This is a genomic window from Leifsonia sp. Y878 (genome assembly GCF_057669685.1).
In genome coordinates this window covers 1-17,282 of the sequence record NZ_JBYHFS010000004.1, presented here as the reverse complement: position 1 = coordinate 17,282, position 17,282 = coordinate 1, and the positions used below count along the sequence as shown (strand labels likewise).

General features: G+C 66.1%; 16 protein-coding genes. 11 read left to right on the top strand and 5 right to left on the bottom strand.

The window, feature by feature from the left end:
- Nucleotides 1–57 precede the first annotated feature (57 nt).
- The 7 genes from hemQ (at nucleotide 58) to AC25Y4_RS13355 (ending at nucleotide 7,051) form a co-directional block, all read left to right on the top strand.
- Nucleotides 58–816, top strand: coding sequence for a hydrogen peroxide-dependent heme synthase (gene hemQ / locus AC25Y4_RS13385; protein WP_488120923.1), 759 nt, complete (start codon nucleotides 58–60; stop codon nucleotides 814–816).
- Entirely contained in the window at nucleotides 816–1,931 is a 1,116-nt protein-coding gene (locus AC25Y4_RS13380) for a ferrochelatase (RefSeq protein ID WP_488120922.1), read from the top strand. The genes hemQ and AC25Y4_RS13380 overlap by 1 nt, the downstream gene beginning before the upstream one ends.
- 47 nt (nucleotides 1,932–1,978) lie before the next feature.
- Nucleotides 1,979–2,887, top strand: coding sequence for a hydroxymethylbilane synthase (gene hemC, locus AC25Y4_RS13375; protein ID WP_488121251.1), 909 nt, complete (start codon nucleotides 1,979–1,981; stop codon nucleotides 2,885–2,887).
- The gene (locus AC25Y4_RS13370) at nucleotides 2,884–3,663 is read left to right on the top strand and encodes a uroporphyrinogen-III synthase (RefSeq protein WP_488120921.1); all 780 of its coding nucleotides are present in this window, start codon (nucleotides 2,884–2,886) and stop codon (nucleotides 3,661–3,663) included. Before hemC ends, AC25Y4_RS13370 begins: the two co-directional genes overlap by 4 nt.
- A gap of 34 nt (nucleotides 3,664–3,697) precedes the next feature.
- Entirely contained in the window at nucleotides 3,698–4,687 is a 990-nt protein-coding gene (gene hemB, locus AC25Y4_RS13365) for a porphobilinogen synthase (RefSeq protein ID WP_488120920.1), read from the top strand.
- Nucleotides 4,684–6,006, top strand: a complete 1,323-nt coding sequence (hemL, locus tag AC25Y4_RS13360) for a glutamate-1-semialdehyde 2,1-aminomutase (protein WP_488120919.1) — start codon at nucleotides 4,684–4,686, stop codon at nucleotides 6,004–6,006. Before hemB ends, hemL begins: the two co-directional genes overlap by 4 nt.
- A gap of 112 nt (nucleotides 6,007–6,118) precedes the next feature.
- On the top strand, nucleotides 6,119–7,051 hold the full coding sequence (locus AC25Y4_RS13355; RefSeq protein WP_488120918.1) for a hypothetical protein: 933 nt from the start codon (nucleotides 6,119–6,121) through the stop codon (nucleotides 7,049–7,051).
- Nucleotides 7,052–7,101: 50 nt separating this feature from the next.
- Here AC25Y4_RS13355 and AC25Y4_RS13350 read toward each other — a convergent pair whose 3' ends face one another.
- Nucleotides 7,102–8,121 carry an MDR family oxidoreductase gene (locus AC25Y4_RS13350; RefSeq protein WP_488120917.1) on the bottom strand — a complete coding sequence of 340 codons (1,020 nt, stop codon included), beginning with the start codon at nucleotides 8,119–8,121 and terminating at the stop codon, nucleotides 7,102–7,104.
- A 406-nt stretch (nucleotides 8,122–8,527) separates the two neighbouring features.
- Between AC25Y4_RS13350 and AC25Y4_RS13345 the strand changes: the two genes are divergently transcribed.
- Complete coding sequence (locus AC25Y4_RS13345) at nucleotides 8,528–9,622, top strand: S1C family serine protease (protein WP_488120916.1); 1,095 nt, start codon at nucleotides 8,528–8,530, stop codon at nucleotides 9,620–9,622.
- Nucleotides 9,623–9,720: 98 nt separating this feature from the next.
- Here AC25Y4_RS13345 and AC25Y4_RS13340 read toward each other — a convergent pair whose 3' ends face one another.
- Genes AC25Y4_RS13340 through AC25Y4_RS13330 form a run of 3 tightly spaced genes read right to left on the bottom strand, consistent with a single transcriptional unit; the run spans nucleotide 9,721 to nucleotide 12,748 of the window.
- Complete coding sequence (locus tag AC25Y4_RS13340; protein ID WP_488120915.1) at nucleotides 9,721–10,554, bottom strand: ABC transporter permease; 834 nt, start codon at nucleotides 10,552–10,554, stop codon at nucleotides 9,721–9,723.
- A complete protein-coding gene (locus AC25Y4_RS13335) occupies nucleotides 10,551–11,453 on the bottom strand; it encodes an ATP-binding cassette domain-containing protein (RefSeq protein ID WP_488120914.1) in 903 nt (300 codons plus the stop codon). The genes AC25Y4_RS13340 and AC25Y4_RS13335 overlap by 4 nt, the downstream gene beginning before the upstream one ends.
- A gap of 29 nt (nucleotides 11,454–11,482) precedes the next feature.
- Nucleotides 11,483–12,748 (bottom strand): cysteine desulfurase-like protein, encoded by a 1,266-nt coding sequence (locus AC25Y4_RS13330; protein WP_488120913.1) that lies wholly within the window; start codon nucleotides 12,746–12,748, stop codon nucleotides 11,483–11,485.
- Nucleotides 12,749–12,801: 53 nt separating this feature from the next.
- On the opposite strand from AC25Y4_RS13330, the gene AC25Y4_RS13325 reads away from it, so the two are divergent.
- Nucleotides 12,802–14,235 (top strand): LssY C-terminal domain-containing protein, encoded by a 1,434-nt coding sequence (locus AC25Y4_RS13325; protein ID WP_488120912.1) that lies wholly within the window; start codon nucleotides 12,802–12,804, stop codon nucleotides 14,233–14,235.
- On the opposite strand, the gene trhO is transcribed toward AC25Y4_RS13325, so the two are convergent.
- Nucleotides 14,208–15,119 (bottom strand): oxygen-dependent tRNA uridine(34) hydroxylase TrhO, encoded by a 912-nt coding sequence (trhO, locus tag AC25Y4_RS13320; protein ID WP_488120911.1) that lies wholly within the window; start codon nucleotides 15,117–15,119, stop codon nucleotides 14,208–14,210. The two genes, AC25Y4_RS13325 and trhO, sit on opposite strands and share 28 nt — an antisense overlap.
- A gap of 100 nt (nucleotides 15,120–15,219) precedes the next feature.
- Here trhO and AC25Y4_RS13315 point away from each other — a divergent pair, with 100 nt between their 5' ends.
- Both AC25Y4_RS13315 and AC25Y4_RS13310 read left to right on the top strand, forming a co-directional pair.
- Nucleotides 15,220–15,768: a YbhB/YbcL family Raf kinase inhibitor-like protein gene (locus AC25Y4_RS13315; RefSeq protein ID WP_488120910.1), complete on the top strand. Its 549-nt coding sequence runs from the start codon at nucleotides 15,220–15,222 to the stop codon at nucleotides 15,766–15,768.
- A 220-nt stretch (nucleotides 15,769–15,988) separates the two neighbouring features.
- Complete coding sequence (locus AC25Y4_RS13310) at nucleotides 15,989–16,972, top strand: alpha/beta hydrolase (RefSeq protein ID WP_488120909.1); 984 nt, start codon at nucleotides 15,989–15,991, stop codon at nucleotides 16,970–16,972.
- Nucleotides 16,973–17,282 lie beyond the last annotated feature (310 nt).

Sequence of the window (17,282 nt, the reverse complement as noted above, 5' to 3'; positions counted from 1 at the left end):
CGCGTGTTGCCGAGCCTCGTTTTTGGCTCTGGTGGCAAAGCAGTGGAGACTAGAGGCATGACTCACCCGGCTGCCGGAGAGGCAGTAAACAGCACCCAGCCCGCAACTCACCCCGATTCTTCACTGAGTGAACCCGAAGCATCGCCCCAGGGCTTCACTTTGTTCGCAGTTTTGCGGAGGGATCCGGCTAACCCGGACGACCTTGACGGACGCGACGTTGAGCATGCCGTCAATGAACTGGATGACGTTGTTGCCCTCGTCGAGAAAGAGGGCGTGACGGTTCGCGGATTCTACGACGTCTCTGGTCTCAGGGCTGATGCAGACGTCATGATCTGGACGCACGCCGACGACGCAGAGTCGCTGCAGTGGGCGCACCGCGAACTTCGACGCACCCGGCTGCTCAAGAGCCTGCTTCCCACCTGGAACGCCATGGGCGTTCACCGCGACGCAGAGTTCAACAAGAGCCACGTCCCCGGCTTCCTGCGCGGAATCCCCGCGCGCGGCTGGCTCACGGTGTACCCGTTCGTGCGCAGCTACGAGTGGTACCTCCTGCCAGAGGCAGAGCGCAGCAAGATGCTCGCCGACCATGGCCGCAAGGGCGCTGCATTCCGCGGCGCGCTGGCCAACACCGTCTCAGCATTCGCCCTCGGTGACTATGAGTGGCTGCTCCCGATCGAATCGGATGAGCTCACCGAACTCGTCGACCTCATGCGCGACCTGCGGGCAACGGATGCCCGTCGCCACGTGCGCGAGGAAGTCCCGTTCTACACGGGCCGCAGAATTACGTTGGCTGAACTCGTGGAGGTGCTGCAGTAGTGACGAAGTACGACGCAATTCTTTTGGCTGGCTTCGGCGGACCAGAGGGTCAGGACGACGTCATCCCCTTCCTGCGGAATGTCACGCGTGGGCGCGGCATCCCTGAGGAGCGCCTCGAAGAGGTCGCCCACCACTACCGCCACTTCGGCGGTGTCAGCCCGATCAACAGCCAGAACCGCGCGCTCAGGGCGGCCCTCGAGGCCGAACTGAAGTTCCGTGGCGTTGACCTGCCCGTCATCTGGGGCAACCGCAACTGGGACCCCTACCTGGCCGACATCATCACCGAGGCGCACGAGAACGGCCAGGATCGCCTGATCGCCATTGCGACCAGCGCATACAGCTCGTACTCCAGCTGCCGCCAGTACCGTGAAGACTTCGCGGCTGCACTCACCTCCACCGGCCTCGAAGGCGTCGTGCACATCGACAAGGTGCGCCAGTTCTTCGATCACCCCGGCTTCGTGCTGCCCTTCATCGAGGGTGTGCGCCAGGGCCTGGCCGATGTCGCGGCGGCGAACCCCGGCATCAACCTGCACACCGAGGTCGAGGTGCTGTTCGCGACGCACTCGATTCCTTCAACGGATGCCGCCAAGAGCGGACCAGCAGAGCGTGGCTTCGGCGAGGGTGGCGCATACGCGGCCCAGCACAAGGCGGTCGCAGAGGTCGTCATCGCTGCGGCTTCCCCCGCAGACTCGTCCGAGGGCCTCAGCTGGCAGCTTGTCTACCAGTCGCGCAGTGGCCCCCCGAGCATGCCGTGGCTGGAGCCCGACATCAACGATGTCATCGCGGAATTGCCCGCACGTGGCATCCGTGCCGTCGTCATCGTTCCGCTTGGTTTCGTCTCCGACCACATGGAGGTGCTCTGGGACCTCGACAACGAGGCCACGGAGACCGCCAAGGAGAACGGCCTGTTCTCGGTTCGCGTTCCAACGCCCGGCACGAACCCGGCATACGTCAGCGGCCTGGTCGACCTCGTCATGGAGCGGGTCAATGACACGCCCGTCGATGAGCGCCCTGCACTCACAGAGCTGGGCCCCTGGTACGACGTCTGTCGCCCAGGTTGCTGCGAAAATGTGCGCCTTGGCTTCAAGCCGGCGCTGGCAGGAGAAGCACCGTGAGCGCATCCACAGTAATCAGGGTCGGCACCCGCGGCAGCGCGCTTGCCATGGCGCAGACCACGACGGTCGCGAACCGCATTGCGGCAACCGCTGGCGTCGAGGTCGAGATCATCCCGATCACCACCCACGGTGACACGTCACGTGACTCGCTCGCGAGCATGGGCGGCACAGGGGTGTTCGCCAGCGCGCTGCGCGAGGCCCTGCTGGCGAACGAGTGCGACGTCATCGTGCACTCGCTCAAGGACCTGCCGACGGCCGCGCACCCTGGCCTGCTGATCGGCGCGACGCCCAAGCGAGCGGATGCCCGCGACGTCGTGTGCGCCCGCGACGGACTCACCCTCGATTCGCTTCCAGACGGCGCCAAGGTTGGCACCGGCTCGCCCCGTCGCGCTGCACAGCTGCGCGCCCGACGCCCTGAGCTCGAGGTCGTCGACATTCGTGGCAATGTCGACACACGCCTGGCTTTTGTAGCGGATGGCGTCCTCGACGCCGTGATCCTGTCTGCGGCAGGCCTCGGCCGGCTCGGGCGCCTCGACGCGGTCGCGACTGAGTACCTCGAACTCTCTGAGTGGCCAACCGCTCCCGGCCAGGGTGCACTCGCGCTCGAGGTGCGGGATGGTCCGCAGGACCGCAAGCTGGCCGTTGCGCTGCAAGCGATCAACCACGCGTCGACCCAGGCAATCACCATCGCCGAACGCCTGGTCCTGGCCAGGCTGGAGGCCGGCTGCTCGGCTCCGATCGGGGCGACGGCCGTCATCGACGACCTGATCTTCCTCACCGCGACCGTCTACAGCCCCGACGGCACCGACAGCATCACCAGCTCGCACGCTGCGACGCCGGAGTCACACGCCCTCCACCACCTCATCGAGGCTGCAGAGGACATCGCGGAGCGCGTCGCCGCTGAACTGCTGGCCGGTGGCGCCGCCACGCTCGCGCCCTTGGGTGTGACATCGTGACGACGAAGACGGAGACAGCGAAACCGCTGGCGGGCTGGCGGGTCCTCGTGCCGCGCGGTGGCCCGTGGGGCGACCAGGTGGCCGCGAACCTGCGGTCGAAGGGCGCGCAGCCCATCGTGGCGCCCATGATCAACTTCGCACCGACAGACGACGCCGCAACGCTGGAAGCCGCGCTGGCCCGTCTGGCAGCCGGCGAATTCGACTGGATCACCGTCACGAGTGCCACGACGGTCGACGTGCTGTCATCGCACCGCGCCGTCATTCCGGCCAACACGCGCGTCGCCGCTGTCGGCGAGACCACGGCTGCGGCGCTGACCGCGGCCGGCTACACGGTCGACATCGTGCCGTCTGAAGACAACTCTGCTCGCGGCCTGCTCGAGATCTGGGAAGCCGCCACGAACGGCGTCATCCCGCTCAAGGTGCTGACACTGCGCAGCGAGATCGCCAAGCCTCTCCTCACCGAGGGCCTGCGCCGCGTCGGCCACGACGTTGAGTCGGTCGTCGCCTACCGCACCATCGGCGTCCCTGTCAGCGACAAGGTCGTGTCCGATGTTGCCGCCGGGCTCGTCCAGGCCGTCCTCGTCACCTCTGGAAGCGTGGCCCAGCAGGTTCAGGAACAGCTGGGACCCATCCCAGCAGGCACGCTCGTCGCCTGCATCGGCCCGCAGACGGCCAAGGATGCTGCCGCGATCGGACTCGACGTCGACGTCATCGCCGCAGACCGCACCGCAGAATCCCTCATCGACGCCTTGGTCGAGGTGGCCGAGGCACGCTGAGCTGGCGTTCATCACGGAGTCGTAGGCTTATCTGGTGACTACACCCATCATTCGGCCACGTCGCCTGCGCGCCACCCCCGCGCTACGACGCCTGGCCAGCGAAACCCGCCTGCACCCCGCCGAGCTTGTCCTCCCACTTTTCGTGCGTGAGGGAATCACCGAATCGGTGCCGATCGTCTCAATGCCGGGTGTCATGCAGCACAGCATCGACGGTGCAAAGCGCGCCGTCGCAGAGGCGGCAGCGGCCGGAGTCGGCGGCGTCATGCTGTTCGGCGTTCCCACTGTGCGCGACGCTGTTGGATCTGGGGCCACGGACCCAAACGGCATCCTGAACGTCGCCACGCGCGCCATCGTCGATGAGATCGGCGACGCCCTCGTCGTGCAGACCGACCTGTGCCTCGACGAATTCACCGATCACGGTCACTGTGGCGTGCTCGCCGCAGACGGTCGCGTCGACAACGATGCGACGCTCATCCGCTACAACGACATGGCGCTGGCGCAGGCGACGGCCGGATCCCAGCTGCTCGGCCTGAGCGGGATGATGGACGGCCAGGTCGCCGCCGTCAGGCAGACTCTCGACGCCGCCGGCTTCGAAGACACCGCAGTGCTGGCCTACTCGGCCAAGTACGCGTCGGCGTTCTACGGGCCATTCAGAGACGCTGTCGAGTCGACGCTCGAAGGCGATCGTCGCACGTACCAGCTCGACCCAGGCAACCGCAGGGAAGGCGTGCGCGAGGCTGAACTCGACATTGCTGAGGGAGCGGATGTCGTCATGGTCAAGCCGGCCGGCGGATACCTCGACGTGCTCGCCGACGTCGCAGCCATGAGCAGTATTCCGGTGTGGGCATATCAAGTCTCCGGCGAATACGCCATGATCGAAGCCGCTGCAGCCCAGGGCTGGATCGACCGCAAGCGATCGATTGAAGAGTCTGTCCTCAGCATCCGTCGTGCCGGCGCCGATGCCGTGCTCACCTACTGGGCCACTGAACTTGCCACCTGGATGAACGAAAGAGATGCCCGATGACCCACAATGACGAGCTCTTCGACCGCGCACAGCAGTCGATCCCCGGCGGCGTGAACTCACCCGTTCGCGCCTTCCGTTCCGTGGGTGGCACCCCGCTGTTCCTGGTCTCAGCGTCTGGCCCATACGTCACAGACTCCGACGGTCGCGAGTACGTCGACCTCGTGAGCTCGTGGGGTCCTGCCATTCTCGGCCACGCGCATCCGCTCGTCGTGAAGGCCGTTCAGGATGCCGCCGCTCGCGGTCTCTCGTTCGGAGCCTCGACACCGACTGAGACGGTGTTGGCCGAACTGGTCAAGAGTCGCGTGAGCGCTGTCGAGAAGCTGCGCCTCGTGTCGACGGGAACCGAAGCCACCATGACGGCCATCCGGCTCGCTCGCGGGTACACCAACCGCGACCTGCTGGTGAAGTTTGCCGGGCACTACCACGGCCACTCAGACGGACTGCTGGCCGAGGCCGGCTCCGGTCTGGCCACGCTCGCCATGCCAGGATCAGCCGGGGTCACCGCGGCTACCGCTGCCCAGACCCTCGTGCTGCCGTACAACGACCTCGACGCCGTGCGTGAAGCATTCGCAGCCCACCCCGGCCGCATCGCCGCAGTGATCACCGAAGCCGCCGCCGCGAATATGGGCGTCGTGGCACCGGATCCCGGATTCAACGCCGCGCTGGCCGACCTCGTTCACGAGAACGGCGCACTGCTCATCCTCGACGAGGTGCTGACCGGCTTCCGTGTCGGCCCCGCCGGCTACTGGGGTCTCCAGCACGCTGCGGGGGAGCGCTACCAGCCAGACCTCTTCACGTTCGGCAAGGTCATCGGCGGCGGGCTGCCCGTCGCAGCGCTCGGTGGACGCGCCGACGTCATGGACTATCTCGCACCGCTCGGCCCGGTCTACCAGGCAGGCACCCTGTCGGGGAACCCCGTCGCCGTCGCTGCCGGTATCGCAACCCTCGAAGCCGCCGGCGCCTCGGTCTACACCCGGCTGGATGCGAACGCCGAGATCATTTCAGAGGCCGTGTCGGCCGCGTTCGCTGCCGAGGGCGTCGAGCACAGCGTGCAGCGTGCCGGCAACCTGTTCAGCTTCGTCTTCGGTGCTGCAGCAGCCGCTCGCCCACCGCGCAACTACGAACAAGTGGCAGAGCAGGAGGCGTTCCGTTACGCGCCGTTCTTCCACTCGATGCTGAGCTCGGGCGTCTCGCTGCCGCCGTCGGTCTTCGAGGCCTGGTTCGTTTCGGCCGCGCATGACGACGCTGCCATCGACCGCATTCTCGAGGCGTTGCCAGCGGCTGCGCGTGCGGCGGCATCCGCTGGAGCGACCGACTAGGCGCCCCGTAGACCGAGCGTTGGCCCTGGTGTAGTGGAGCGGCAATGGAGTAGTTACGCCTTTGTGAGATTCGCACAAGCCGATTCGCAGGATGACCGGGCAGACTAGAAGTATGGCTTCTCTTCGCGTGCACACCGACCGACTCGAGATCAGTCTGTCGACCGCAGAGAAAACCCTTTCACGACGACGCGACGATATTGTCGTGCAGCGCGAGAACATCCGGTCTGTGGCGATCACCGACGATCCGTGGATCTGGATCCGCGGCATCAGGGCTCCCGGAACGATTGTGCCGCTCGTACTGGCGGTCGGAACGTGGAAGTTCCACGGTGGCAAGGACTTCCTGGCTGTCAAGAGCAAGCGTCAGGCCGTGGTGATCGACCTGATTGACGAAGAGTTCTCCCGCGTCATTCTGACGAGCCAGCACGCGCCAGACCTCATCGCGTCACTCAAGCTGACAGGCGAGGAGTTGGACGCCCAGTCCGACGCTGCTGGTAAGCCGGGGACGACGTCTGAGACGGATGCCACAGATCGAGGCGAAGGCGACCCAGAGGCCCCAGAGTCACGCCCAAAGACGAAGCCACGGGCCAGGCCAAAGGCCCCGGCCAAGCCCAAGGCGGCGCCCGCGGTGTCAGCCAAGCGTGCAGCGGCCAAGGCAGCAACGGCCAAGGCGGCAACGGCCAAGGCAGTAGAGCCTGCGCCGGAGTCCACGGCCGAAGCGCCCGACGCCACGGCGCCTGACGCCACAGCGAAGACGACGGCGGCGGCGCCCAAGCGTGCCGCGTCCAAGCGCGCAACCCCCAAGGCCGCAGCAACCAAGCCGGTGTCGCCCAAGCCGGCATCAACGCCAGCGCCTCAGCGCGCGCCGCGGGCGAAGGCCACCGTTAAGGCCGCAGCGAAGTCCACCGTGAAATCCGCAGCGACGTCCACGGTGAACTCAGCAGCGACGTCAACGACAGGCGCCGCCGGGAAGACCCCAGCGAAACGCACGACGAAGGCGCGTCAGGCCAGCTCCCAGACCGCCAGCGCGGAGACCCCAGAGTCGTAACCGACCGCGAGCGGCGTCCGGCACTGACCTGCAGCCAGCGCTGCCCGGAACTACGCGCGAACGTCGACGACCGTTCGCCCGTGCAGGGATCCGGCCAGGATGGCCTCCGCAGCCGCGAGTGATTCCTCCAACGGGATGACCTGCGTCAGGCTGTCGAGCAGTTCGAGATCCAGGTCGGATGCAAGTCGAGACCACGCCTCTTCCCGCAGTGCGAGCGGCGCGTTGACCGAGTTGATGCCGGCGAGACTCACCGCCCTCAGGATGAACGGCATCACGGTTGTCGGCAGGTCTGAGCCCTGTGCGAGCCCACAGCTGGCGACCACGCCGGCGTAGTGAACCTGCGCGAGCACATTCGCGAGCGTCACGCTGCCCACCGAATCGATTGCTCCTGCCCAGCGCTGCTCCTGCAGCGGTTTGCCCACACTCTCACCGAGGCTGCGGCGATCGATGATGTCCGCCGCTCCGAGCGACCGGAGGTAGTCACCCAGCTCATCTACCCGGCCGGTGGACGCGACAACCCGGTAGCCGGCCGCGGCCAGCAGGGCGATCGCGATGGATCCAACGCCGCCGGCCGCACCGGTGACCAGGATGTCGCCGGACTCTGGTGTGACCTGGCCCCGCTCGAGTGCCAGCACGGAGAGCATGGCCGTGAATCCCGCGGTGCCGATGGCCGCAGCCTGCCGTGCGCTCAAGCCGGCCGGAAGCCGAACCAGGGAATCCCCGTCGACCCGCGCCACTTCAGCGAGTCCGCCGTGGTGGGTTTCGCCGAGGCCGGCACCGTTCAGAATGACCTCGTCGCCCGGACTCCACCGCGGATCGGTGCTTGCAGAGACCACGCCGACAGCGTCGATGCCCGCGATCAGGGGCCAGGTTCTGGCTACTCCAGGGCGACCCGAAATGGCCAGTCCGTCCTTGAAATTGATGCTGGAGTACAAGACATCGAGCGTGACAGACCCCGGCATGAGCGCATCGTCGCCCAGGGAGGTGACGCCTGAACGCACGATGCTGGTGCCGTCAGCCGATGCCGACCGCTCAATGACGACGGCCCTGAAGTTCGAAGTGGCGCTCATGTGCCCAGCCTACGGACGCGGGCCGTTGATGGGAGCAATCCTGAAGGAATCGGCCCCATCTGGCAGGTTTCACATAGACTCCGCCGTGAAGGCCGATTTCGTGAGTGGAGTTGCTGACATGGATTCTGAGCAGGACAAACCAACCGACGCCCGACAGGGATCCGACGCTCCGCGCCAGCCCAGCGTTCCACCGGCGGCCCAGCCGGCCACGCCATCGTCGGCGACACCGCCCAGCACCCCACCCCAGAGCACACCGCCGCCCAGCACGCCACCCCCCAGCACGCCACCCCCGAGCAGCCCGCCCCCGAGCACACCGCCACCCAGCACGCCACCCCCGAGCAGCCCGCCCCCGTCAGCATCGGGCGCAGGCGCGCCACCACCGTCGGAACCGAAGCGAGCAGGCGGCGTGACCTGGGTTGTGCTCGCTGCCGCGCTCGTGCTCGGCCTGCTCGGTGGGCTCATCGGCGGGTTCGCCGGTGGCGCCGCCGGACAGCGCAGTGACAACGCGTCGAGCACGAGCGCCGGCACCGCGCCGGTTGATTCCACCGATGCAGCGACCGAACTCTCTCAGATCGTGTGCGACGCCTCACAGGTCGCCGATACCGTACTGCCCTCTATCGTGACTATCGCCGTTGAGGCCTCAGACGGCAGTGGGGTCGGCAGCGGATCGATCATTCGCGAGGACGGCTACATCCTCACAAACAACCACGTAATTTCAGCGGCGGCAACAGAGGGCACCATCACTGTGCTGTTCAGCAATGGGGAGAGTGAGACGGCCCAGCTCGTCGGCCGCGATCCGAAGGCCGACATCGCGGTGGTGAAGGTCGATTCGACGACCACGCTTCCCGCGATCAAGATCGGAAACTCGGACTCCCTCATCGTCGGCCAGCCTGTCGTTGCCCTCGGAGCGCCCCTCGGTCTGTCCAGCACGGTGACCACTGGCATCGTCAGCGCCCTCGGGCGCGACGTGACCGTGCCGAGTGACGACGGCGGGACGGCGCTGCTCGCCGGCGCCATCCAAACGGATGCCGCCATCAACCCCGGCAACTCCGGTGGCGCCCTCGTGGACTGCTCCGGAGCACAGGTCGGCGTGAACACGGCCATCGCGACGGTCAGCTCTGAGGCCAGCGGCAGCGTGGGAATCGGCTTCGCGGTTCCGATCAGTCTCGCTGAATCGATCGTTGAGCAGCTCATCGACAACGGCACGGTGATCTACCCGTACATCGGCATCGCCGTGGTTCTGATCTCAGCGGATGCCGCCGAACAGTTCGGCACTCCGCAGGGCTTGTTCGTCGACGGGGTCGTGAGCGGCAGCCCTGCGGCGGAGGCCGGCCTGCAGGCGGGCGACATCATCACGGAGATCGACGGCCAGCCCGCCACCAGTACGACGGTGATCACTCGCATCCAGCTGACCAAGAAGGTGGGCGACGTCATCTCGGTCACCTACCTGAGGGACGGAACTGAGAAGACGACAGACGTGACGCTCGGAACGGCTCCGTAGTAGCGCAACTCGTTGGTTGAGGAGGCCAGGCCGTCTCGAAACCACCGGCTGATTTCAAGACGCTCGCTGGCGCTCGCTCCTCAACCAACGAAAAGCGGCTAGGTGACGTCTTTCTTCCAGCTGCTGAAGTACCCGGCCACGGTTGCGACGACCGCGTAGGCAACGAGCACGAGCCCACCCTGCCACCAGTCGAGGACGGCCGACGCTGGGCTCGAAATCGTGAAGAAGCTCGCGCCGACCAGCGCATCGGACGCGGCCCCCGGCAGGAACTTGCCGATGTTCGCTGTCGCCTCGATGAACGACGAGGCCAGCCTGAGCAGCGGCTCGACGAACTGCGTGAACGCGAGCACGATCACGATCGAGGCCACCTGGCTCGGAACGAGCACGCCGAGGCCGACGCCGATCGTCGCCCAGAGCGCCATGGCCAGGATCGAGCGTCCGGCCAGTGCCCACGTGTCGAGGTCGCCGAGTGCCGGGTCGACGCCGAATGCATTCAGCACCAGCGCACCGACACCCATGGAGGCGAGCAGGCCGACGATGCCGAGGACAGCTCCGACAATGAGCATCGAGATGGTCTTGGCGCCGAGAACGCTGGCCCTGCGCGGGTTGGCCAGGAAAGTCGGTGTCAGCGTCTGGTGGCGGAATTCGCCCGTGGTCGCCAACGCGCCGAGGAGCACGGGGAACACATAGCCAACGGATGACGCAAAGCTGTAGATGAGCGCCGGCAGGTTGTCGAGTTCAGGCGCGCCCCCGCCGCCGCCACCGGCCGCGTTCGGCGTGATCTCACCGCTCTGGATACCGCCGAACAGCCAGGCCAGGCCTCCGGCCAGGATGGCGATGTAGATGAACAGGATGAGGGCGAGGATCCACCACATGCGCGTGGTGAACAGCTTCGCGAATTCGGCGTTGATGGCGCGCATGAAGATGGTCACAGTGAGTCGCCTCCGCCCACGAGCGAGAGGAACGATTCTTCCAACCCGGATTTCTGTCTGTGCAGCACGCTCAGCTCGATGCCGGCGGTAAACGCGAGATGGCCGATCCGGCCAGGGTCGGGTTCGGCAGCGAGTATGCCGGTGCGTCCGATGGAGAACGGGATGCCGGCATCCGTCAAGGCAGTGGTGAGCGCCTCGCGATCGGGGGAGTCCACGATTACCTGGGGAGCGGTGTCCGTGTCGAGGCTGGAGAGCGGGCCGCGGTGCACGAGCTTGCCCTTGGCGATGATGACGACGTCGTCGACGCTCTGCTGCACCTCGGAGAGCAGGTGAGAGCTCACCAGCACGGTGCGGCCTTCGGCGGCCATCGCCCGCAGGAATCCGCGGATCCACTTGATGCCCTCAGGGTCGAGACCGTTGATGGGTTCGTCGAGCACCAGCACGCCAGGGTCGCCGAGCATTGTGTATGCGAGACCGAGGCGCTGGCGCATGCCGAGGGAATAGCCGCCGACCCTGCGCGTTCCGTATTCGGCCAGGCCAACGGTCTGCAGCACCTCTGGGATGCGGGTGAGGGGAATGCCCGCAGCGCGCGCGTAGATGCCGAGGTGGTCGTTCGCGGTGCGTCCTGGGTGGAAGCTAGCGGCTTCGAGCGCCGCACCCACCATCGACAGGGGTTTCGGCAGGTCGTGATAGCGAACACCGTCGAATGTGGCTGTGCCACGCGTCGGTGTCACCAGGCCAAGCAGCATCCGCAGCGTCGTGGTCTTGCCTGCGCCGTTGGGGCCGAGGAATCCGGTCACCCGGCCAGGTTCGACAGCGAACGAGAGGTCGTCGACTGCCGCGACGTGCCCGAACTGCTTCGTGATGTTATGGAATTCGATTACCGCGCCCGTTGGCATTCGCAACCCCTCTTCGACTCGGGCCCAGCCTATTGCCCCCCGGCAACGAACTCGGTGAGGCCACTCAGTAACCGGCCGATGTCGTCGAATGAGTTGTACGGCGCGAGACCGATGCGCAAGCCGCCGGCTTCGCCAAGACCCAGTGCGATGGATGCCTCCAGTGCGTAGAACGAGCTGGAGGGTGCGGAGATATGGCGTGCGGCCAGGAAGCGCGACACATCTTGCGAATCGATCCCGTCGAAAGTGACGAGGAGCGTCGGCGTGCGCTCGGCGGCCCGAGAGTAGATGGTGACCCCTGGCAGCGCGGCGACACCGGCATCGAGAACCGCGCGCAAGGCGTTCTCGTGTTGCTCGAGAGCCAGCGAGGAGTCGACCAGACGCTCGCGTCGCGTGCGCGGGTCGTCGTAGCCGAGGCCGACGCCGCTTGCCCCGCTGTCGCCGAGTGTGGCCAGGAAGTTCACGGCGGCCGTGACGCCGGCCATGATCTCGTACGGCAGGGTGCCGAACTCGAACCGCTCTGGGACGGCATCCGTTGACGGCACCAGTTTGTCTGGCGTGAGGAGGGCGAGCACCTCTGGATCTGCGGCGAGGACGCCGCAGTGCGGGCCCAGGAACTTATAGGGGGAGCAGGTGAAGAAATCGGCGCCGAGCTCCGTGACATCGACAGAGGCGTGCGCCGTGTAGTGCACACCGTCGACGTAGACGAGCGCGCCCACCGCGTGTGCCAGATCGGCGATCTCCCGCACCGACGGCATGGTGCCGATCAGGTTGGAGGCGGCTGTGACGGCTACCAGTCGGGTGCGATCACTGAGCACGGCGGCAATCGCAGCGGCCGGAAGCTCGCCGGTGGCTGGATCGAACTCTGCCCAGCGCACCGTCGCGCCAACCCGCTCCGCCGCCTGCACCCAGGGCCGGATGTTCGAGTCGTGGTCGAGCCTGGTCACCACGATCTCATCGCCGGGTCCCCAGGTTTTCGACAGGTGCCGTGAGAAATCGTAGGTCAGCTGGGTGGCGCTTCGGCCGTAGACGATGCCGCGGGGGTCTGCACCGAGCAGGTCGGCCATCGCGACACGAAAGTGCCCGACGACCTCGTCAGCGTTTCGTTCAGACACGACGCCAACACCACGGTTCGACAGCGGGCCGGTGAGCGTGTTCGAGATCGCATGCCCGACCATGAGCGGAGTCTGGGTTCCGCCTGGACCGTCGAAATGGGCGATTCCGCTGGCCAATGAGGGAAAATGCGACCTGACGTGATTGACGTCATAACTCGCTCCATAGCTCGTGTCGTAGCTCATGCATGAATCAAATCACATCGCCATCGCCAGCGGTCGGCGAATACCATGGGGGCATGCCTGAGGTGCCGGACAAAGTCGCTGCCGTGCGCACGCGGGGCTCGTTCAACGCGGCTCTCGACTCCTTCTTCTTTGTTTTCGCCGGACTCGCGGCAATCTGGCTCGCCGTGCTGGTCTTCGACGAGAGCTTTGCATTTGGCTGGGGCGCCATCTGGATTGGCATCATCTTCTGGCTGCTGCTGGCGTATCTCGTCCTGCCACGGCTGCACAGGATCCTCACCAACATCTACGTGCCTGACTACTTCTTCGGGCGCACGCGAACGAGCGACGGCCTGCTCGGCGACCCGGTCAACCTGGCTGTCGATGGCGATGAGGCTCAGATTCACGAGGCCATGCTCGCCGCTGGGTGGACGAGGGCCGACGATCTCTCGCTGGCCTCAAGCTGGCGGATCGTGCTGGCCACGATACTGCGCCGCAGCTACAACGAAGCCCCGGTGAGCCCGCTCTACCTGTTCGGCCGCAAGCAGGACTTCGCGTACCAACAGGAGGTCCTGAACAACCCGGCCAAGCGACACCACGTGCGGTTCTGGAAATGCCCTGACGGATGGCTGTTGCCCGGCGGCCACCGTGTCGGCTGGCTGGCCGCAGGCACCTTCGACAGGGCGGTGGGCTTCTCGCTGTTCACCCTGCAGGTCACGCACAAGATCGACGCCAACACCGATATCGAGCGCGATCACATCGTCCAGAGCGTGCTGGCGGGAAACAGCAGCGCTGGCGTGCGCGTGCTCCGTGACTTCTCGACCGGCTATCACTCGCGAAATGGCGGCGGTGACAGCATCCAGACCGATGGCAACATGCCGATCATCGACGTCACAGACGTGCGTGTTGCGCAGGATGCCGTCCCTGACGTTGTGGCGGCGTCGGTCGCCACCAGCGCGCCGAGGGCCATTGGCATTGGGGCGATCATGATGGCGGCCAGGACGCTGTCGGGGTTCATCCTCATCGCTGTTGCTCTCGCGCAGTGGGCCGAATTCCGGAACGACCTGTTGCTCACCGACGAGAATGGCCGAAGCCTGTCCACCGACCAAGCGGATGCCGTGCTCGCCGTTCTGCTCTCCCTCTACGGGGTGGCCCTGGTCCTCTACCTCGTGCTCGTGTTCTTCATCTGGAAGGGCAGGAACTGGGCTCGGATCGTTGCCATGGCCGGGGCCACTTTCAGCATCGTTGTGGCCTTCGTCGGATACTGGCGAGGCAACGAGGAGATCACCCTGCGGACAACGCTCGTCAGCCTGGCCCTCGACATCCTGGTGCTGCTGGCGCTGTCGAGTACCGCCGCCAGCACATACGCCAGGCGCCCGCGGGTCTCTCGCCGGTCGCGAGCAGCGTCCGGGTCTGCGCCGAGGTCGTCTGGGTCCCCGTCTGGGTCGCCGTCTGGGTCCGCGTCCGGGTCGGCGTCACCGACTCAGGAAATGCCCTCTGCGACACCGTGAAGCGCACAGCTCGGCTGGGTGGCCGCGCACTCCTGGCAGACAACCAGCTGCTCACGGCATGACAGGTCACGGCAGTTCTGCATGTGCTTGGTCGCCGTTCCGCACACGGTGCAGTGGCCGATCACCGCGGTGTGATCGCTGAAGTCGACCGACATCCGCTGGTCGAAGACGTAGAGCGAGCCGTCCCACAGGCCGTCGTCGCCGAACGCCTCTCCGTAGCGCACCACGCCACCGTCGAGCTGGTAGACCTCGCCGAAACCGCGTGACTTCATCAGTCCACTGAGCACCTCACAGCGGATGCCGCCAGTGCAGTACGTGACGACGGGCTTGTCCTTGAGGTGGTCGTATTTGCCGCTGTCGAGCTCGGCGACGAAATCGCGGGTCGTGGCGACATCGGGAACGATGGCGTCCTTGAACCGGCCGATCGCCGCCTCGAACGCATTGCGACCGTCGAAGAAGACCACGTCGTCGCCACGTTCGGCGACGAGTTCGTGGAGTTCAGCCGGTGCGAGCTTGGTGCCGCCATCGATCACGCCGGCGGCATCCACTTGCAATTCGCCGGGAGCGCCGAAACTGACGATCTCGTCGCGCACCTTCACAACGAGCCGCGGGAAGTCGAGGCTCTGGCCGTCGGCGTCGAGACCGGTGCCCTCGCTCCACTTGAAGTCAATGTCTTTGAATGGTGCGTAGTCGCGGGTCTTTCGCAGGTAACGCTTGAGGGCGGCCATGTCGCCGCCGACCGTGCCGTTCAGGCCGTCCTTGGAGATGAGGATGCGACCGCGAATGCCGAGCCCCTCGCAGAGGTCGCGTTGCCAGAGCCGGATGGCTTCGGGGTCGGCGAGCGGGGTGAACACGTAGTAGAGGAGGACCTTCGGAATAGCCACTGCCTCATTTTAGGCGGCGTGGCTGGGCCTTGGGCGTGAGCCCCTCGCCGGTGGACCTCAATCGTGTCAGGCTGACGGAATCGCGAAGGAGGGAACGTCGATGGCACAGAACGATTCGTCCAGAGATCCGCTCGCCCGTTTCGGGAAGGTGCCGCTGTTCCGGCTCACCAGCACGGACATGCAGGACGGGCAGCCGTTGAAGCCGGCCCAGTACAGCACGGGTGCAGGCGGCCAGGGTGTCTCTCCGCAGCTGGAGTGGTCGGGCTTTCCGTCGTCGACCCGCAGCTTTGCTGTCACCGCGTACGACCCTGACGCGCCGACCGGTTCCGGGTTCTGGCATTGGGCTGTCTACAACCTGCCGGCATCCGTTACCTCGCTGCCCGCGGGGGCGGGTGCGCTGGGCGGCCGACTGCTGCCGGCTGAGGCGCGGACGCTGCCAAACGAGGCTCGCCAGCCGGAGTTCACCGGTGCGGCTCCGCCAGAAGGGTCAGGTACGCATCGCTACCAGTTCATCGTGCATGCGGTGGATGTGCCATCGCTCACCCTTGACCCAGAGTCAACGCCGGCAATCTTGGGCAGCAACCTCCACCGTCACGTGCTCGGGCGGGCCATCATCGAGTCGACCGGCGTGTTCGGCGGCGCCGGCTAGGTCTTGCACGGGTGCAGTTCTGCACCGATGCAGTTCTGTACCGTCGCAGTGCTGCACAGCTGCAAAAGAATGTGCAATTCCTTAAAGCCTGCTGAGCGGGCATTTGACGGTGCAAGGGGGTTGACACACAGGCTGCGCATGGCGACCTCTCAGTGCCGTCCCGGGTGCCCAAAGTAGAGTAAATCTCAACATGACCACCGTTTTAACTGCTAATGCACCCATGACCAAGCCCGCGGCCACGCCTCCCCGGCCCACCCCGCTCACTCGAGTTCCCGTGTGGATGTGGCGCGCGTTGATGGGGGCGATCGCCCCGCGTGAGCAGCTGAAATTCAACGAGGGTTCCGTCGACTCTGTCGAGTACTACCGCGACATCGACTACGTGGGTGACGGCACCCGCGCCCACATGCTCGACATCATCGTGCCGCGCGACGCAGACGAGAAGCTTCCGGTCTACATCTACTTCCACGGCGGCGGCTGGACCTCCGGCGACAAGGCCCCCCTCACCAAATACTGCGCGTTGCAGGCGGCCGAGGGCGGCATGATCGTGGTCAACGCCAACTACCGGATGGCCACCAAGTTCCACGCCACCGACATGCTCGAAGACGGCAACGCTGTGCTCGAGTGGGTGGCGACGCACGCCGCCGAGTTCGGCGGTGATGCCTCCCGCATCGTGTTGGGTGGCGACTCGGCCGGCGGCCATATCGCGGCATTGCTCACGGCATCCGCTTTCGACCCCGACCTGGCCGAGCACCACGGCCTCACCCCTGCGGTCGAACCTGGCAGCCTGCGTGGTCTGGTGCAGCACTGCAGCTTCCCCGACTTTTCCGTGATGTTCGACCGTGGGTTCATCCTGGGCATCAATTTCTTGCGGATGCTGCTGCCGGAGCGCGGCGACAAAGCCCTGCTGCGCGCCGCGGCGCGTTTCATCTCGCCGATTGAGTGGCTGGACAACGGCTTCCCGCCCGTCTTCGTGACGACGTCGGAGCGTGACTACTTCTACGGGTCGAATCTGAACTTCATCCAGGCGCTCAGGAAGCGTTCGATTCACGTCGAGACGCTGATCTACGACCGCACGAACGCGAACGCCAGGCACACCTGGCAGCAGGATGCCAAGCATCCTGAGTCACGCGAGGTCTACCGTCGTCTGGGCGCGTTCGTCGGCGCCGTCGCCGGGGTGCACCGCCCCGTTGCAGCCGCCGCGTAGTACGACCGCTGCCGCTGCCGCTGCCGCTGCCGCTGCCGCTGGCGTCGCCGCGTAGCGGGACCATTCCGGCGCGTCGGCCATTCGTCAGGCACCTGGCCCATCGCGCCAGGTCGGCTGGTGTCTTTCCTTCTCGCTCGTTCGCTCGGGTTCTGGCGCGGGAAAACGCCCCTGGCGCGTGATAAATTGCGCGCCAGGGGCGTTTCCGCGCGCCCAGCTGAACTCAATGCGGGAATTCGCCCACGAGGGGGAACTATCGCGTCCCCACCGCCGAGAGTCGCCGTTTGTGCCGAGAGTCGCCGTTGTAACGGCG

Excerpts from the sequence above, each read along its gene's own strand:
- hemQ (WP_488120923.1), top strand. The coding sequence starts at position 58 with ATGACTCACCCGGCTGCCGGAGAGGCAGTAAACAGCACCCAGCCCGCA.
- AC25Y4_RS13310 (WP_488120909.1), top strand. The coding sequence starts at position 15,989 with ATGACCAAGCCCGCGGCCACGCCTCCCCGGCCCACCCCGCTCACTCGA.
- hemC (WP_488121251.1), top strand. The coding sequence starts at position 1,979 with ATGGCGCAGACCACGACGGTCGCGAACCGCATTGCGGCAACCGCTGGC.
- AC25Y4_RS13325 (WP_488120912.1), top strand. The coding sequence starts at position 12,802 with ATGCCTGAGGTGCCGGACAAAGTCGCTGCCGTGCGCACGCGGGGCTCG.
- hemL (WP_488120919.1), top strand. The coding sequence starts at position 4,684 with ATGACCCACAATGACGAGCTCTTCGACCGCGCACAGCAGTCGATCCCC.
- AC25Y4_RS13330 (WP_488120913.1), bottom strand. The coding sequence starts at position 12,748 with ATGAGCTACGACACGAGCTATGGAGCGAGTTATGACGTCAATCACGTC.
- AC25Y4_RS13335 (WP_488120914.1), bottom strand. The coding sequence starts at position 11,453 with ATGCCAACGGGCGCGGTAATCGAATTCCATAACATCACGAAGCAGTTC.
- AC25Y4_RS13350 (WP_488120917.1), bottom strand. The coding sequence starts at position 8,121 with ATGAGCGCCACTTCGAACTTCAGGGCCGTCGTCATTGAGCGGTCGGCA.
- AC25Y4_RS13315 (WP_488120910.1), top strand. The coding sequence starts at position 15,220 with ATGGCACAGAACGATTCGTCCAGAGATCCGCTCGCCCGTTTCGGGAAG.
- AC25Y4_RS13355 (WP_488120918.1), top strand. The coding sequence starts at position 6,119 with ATGGCTTCTCTTCGCGTGCACACCGACCGACTCGAGATCAGTCTGTCG.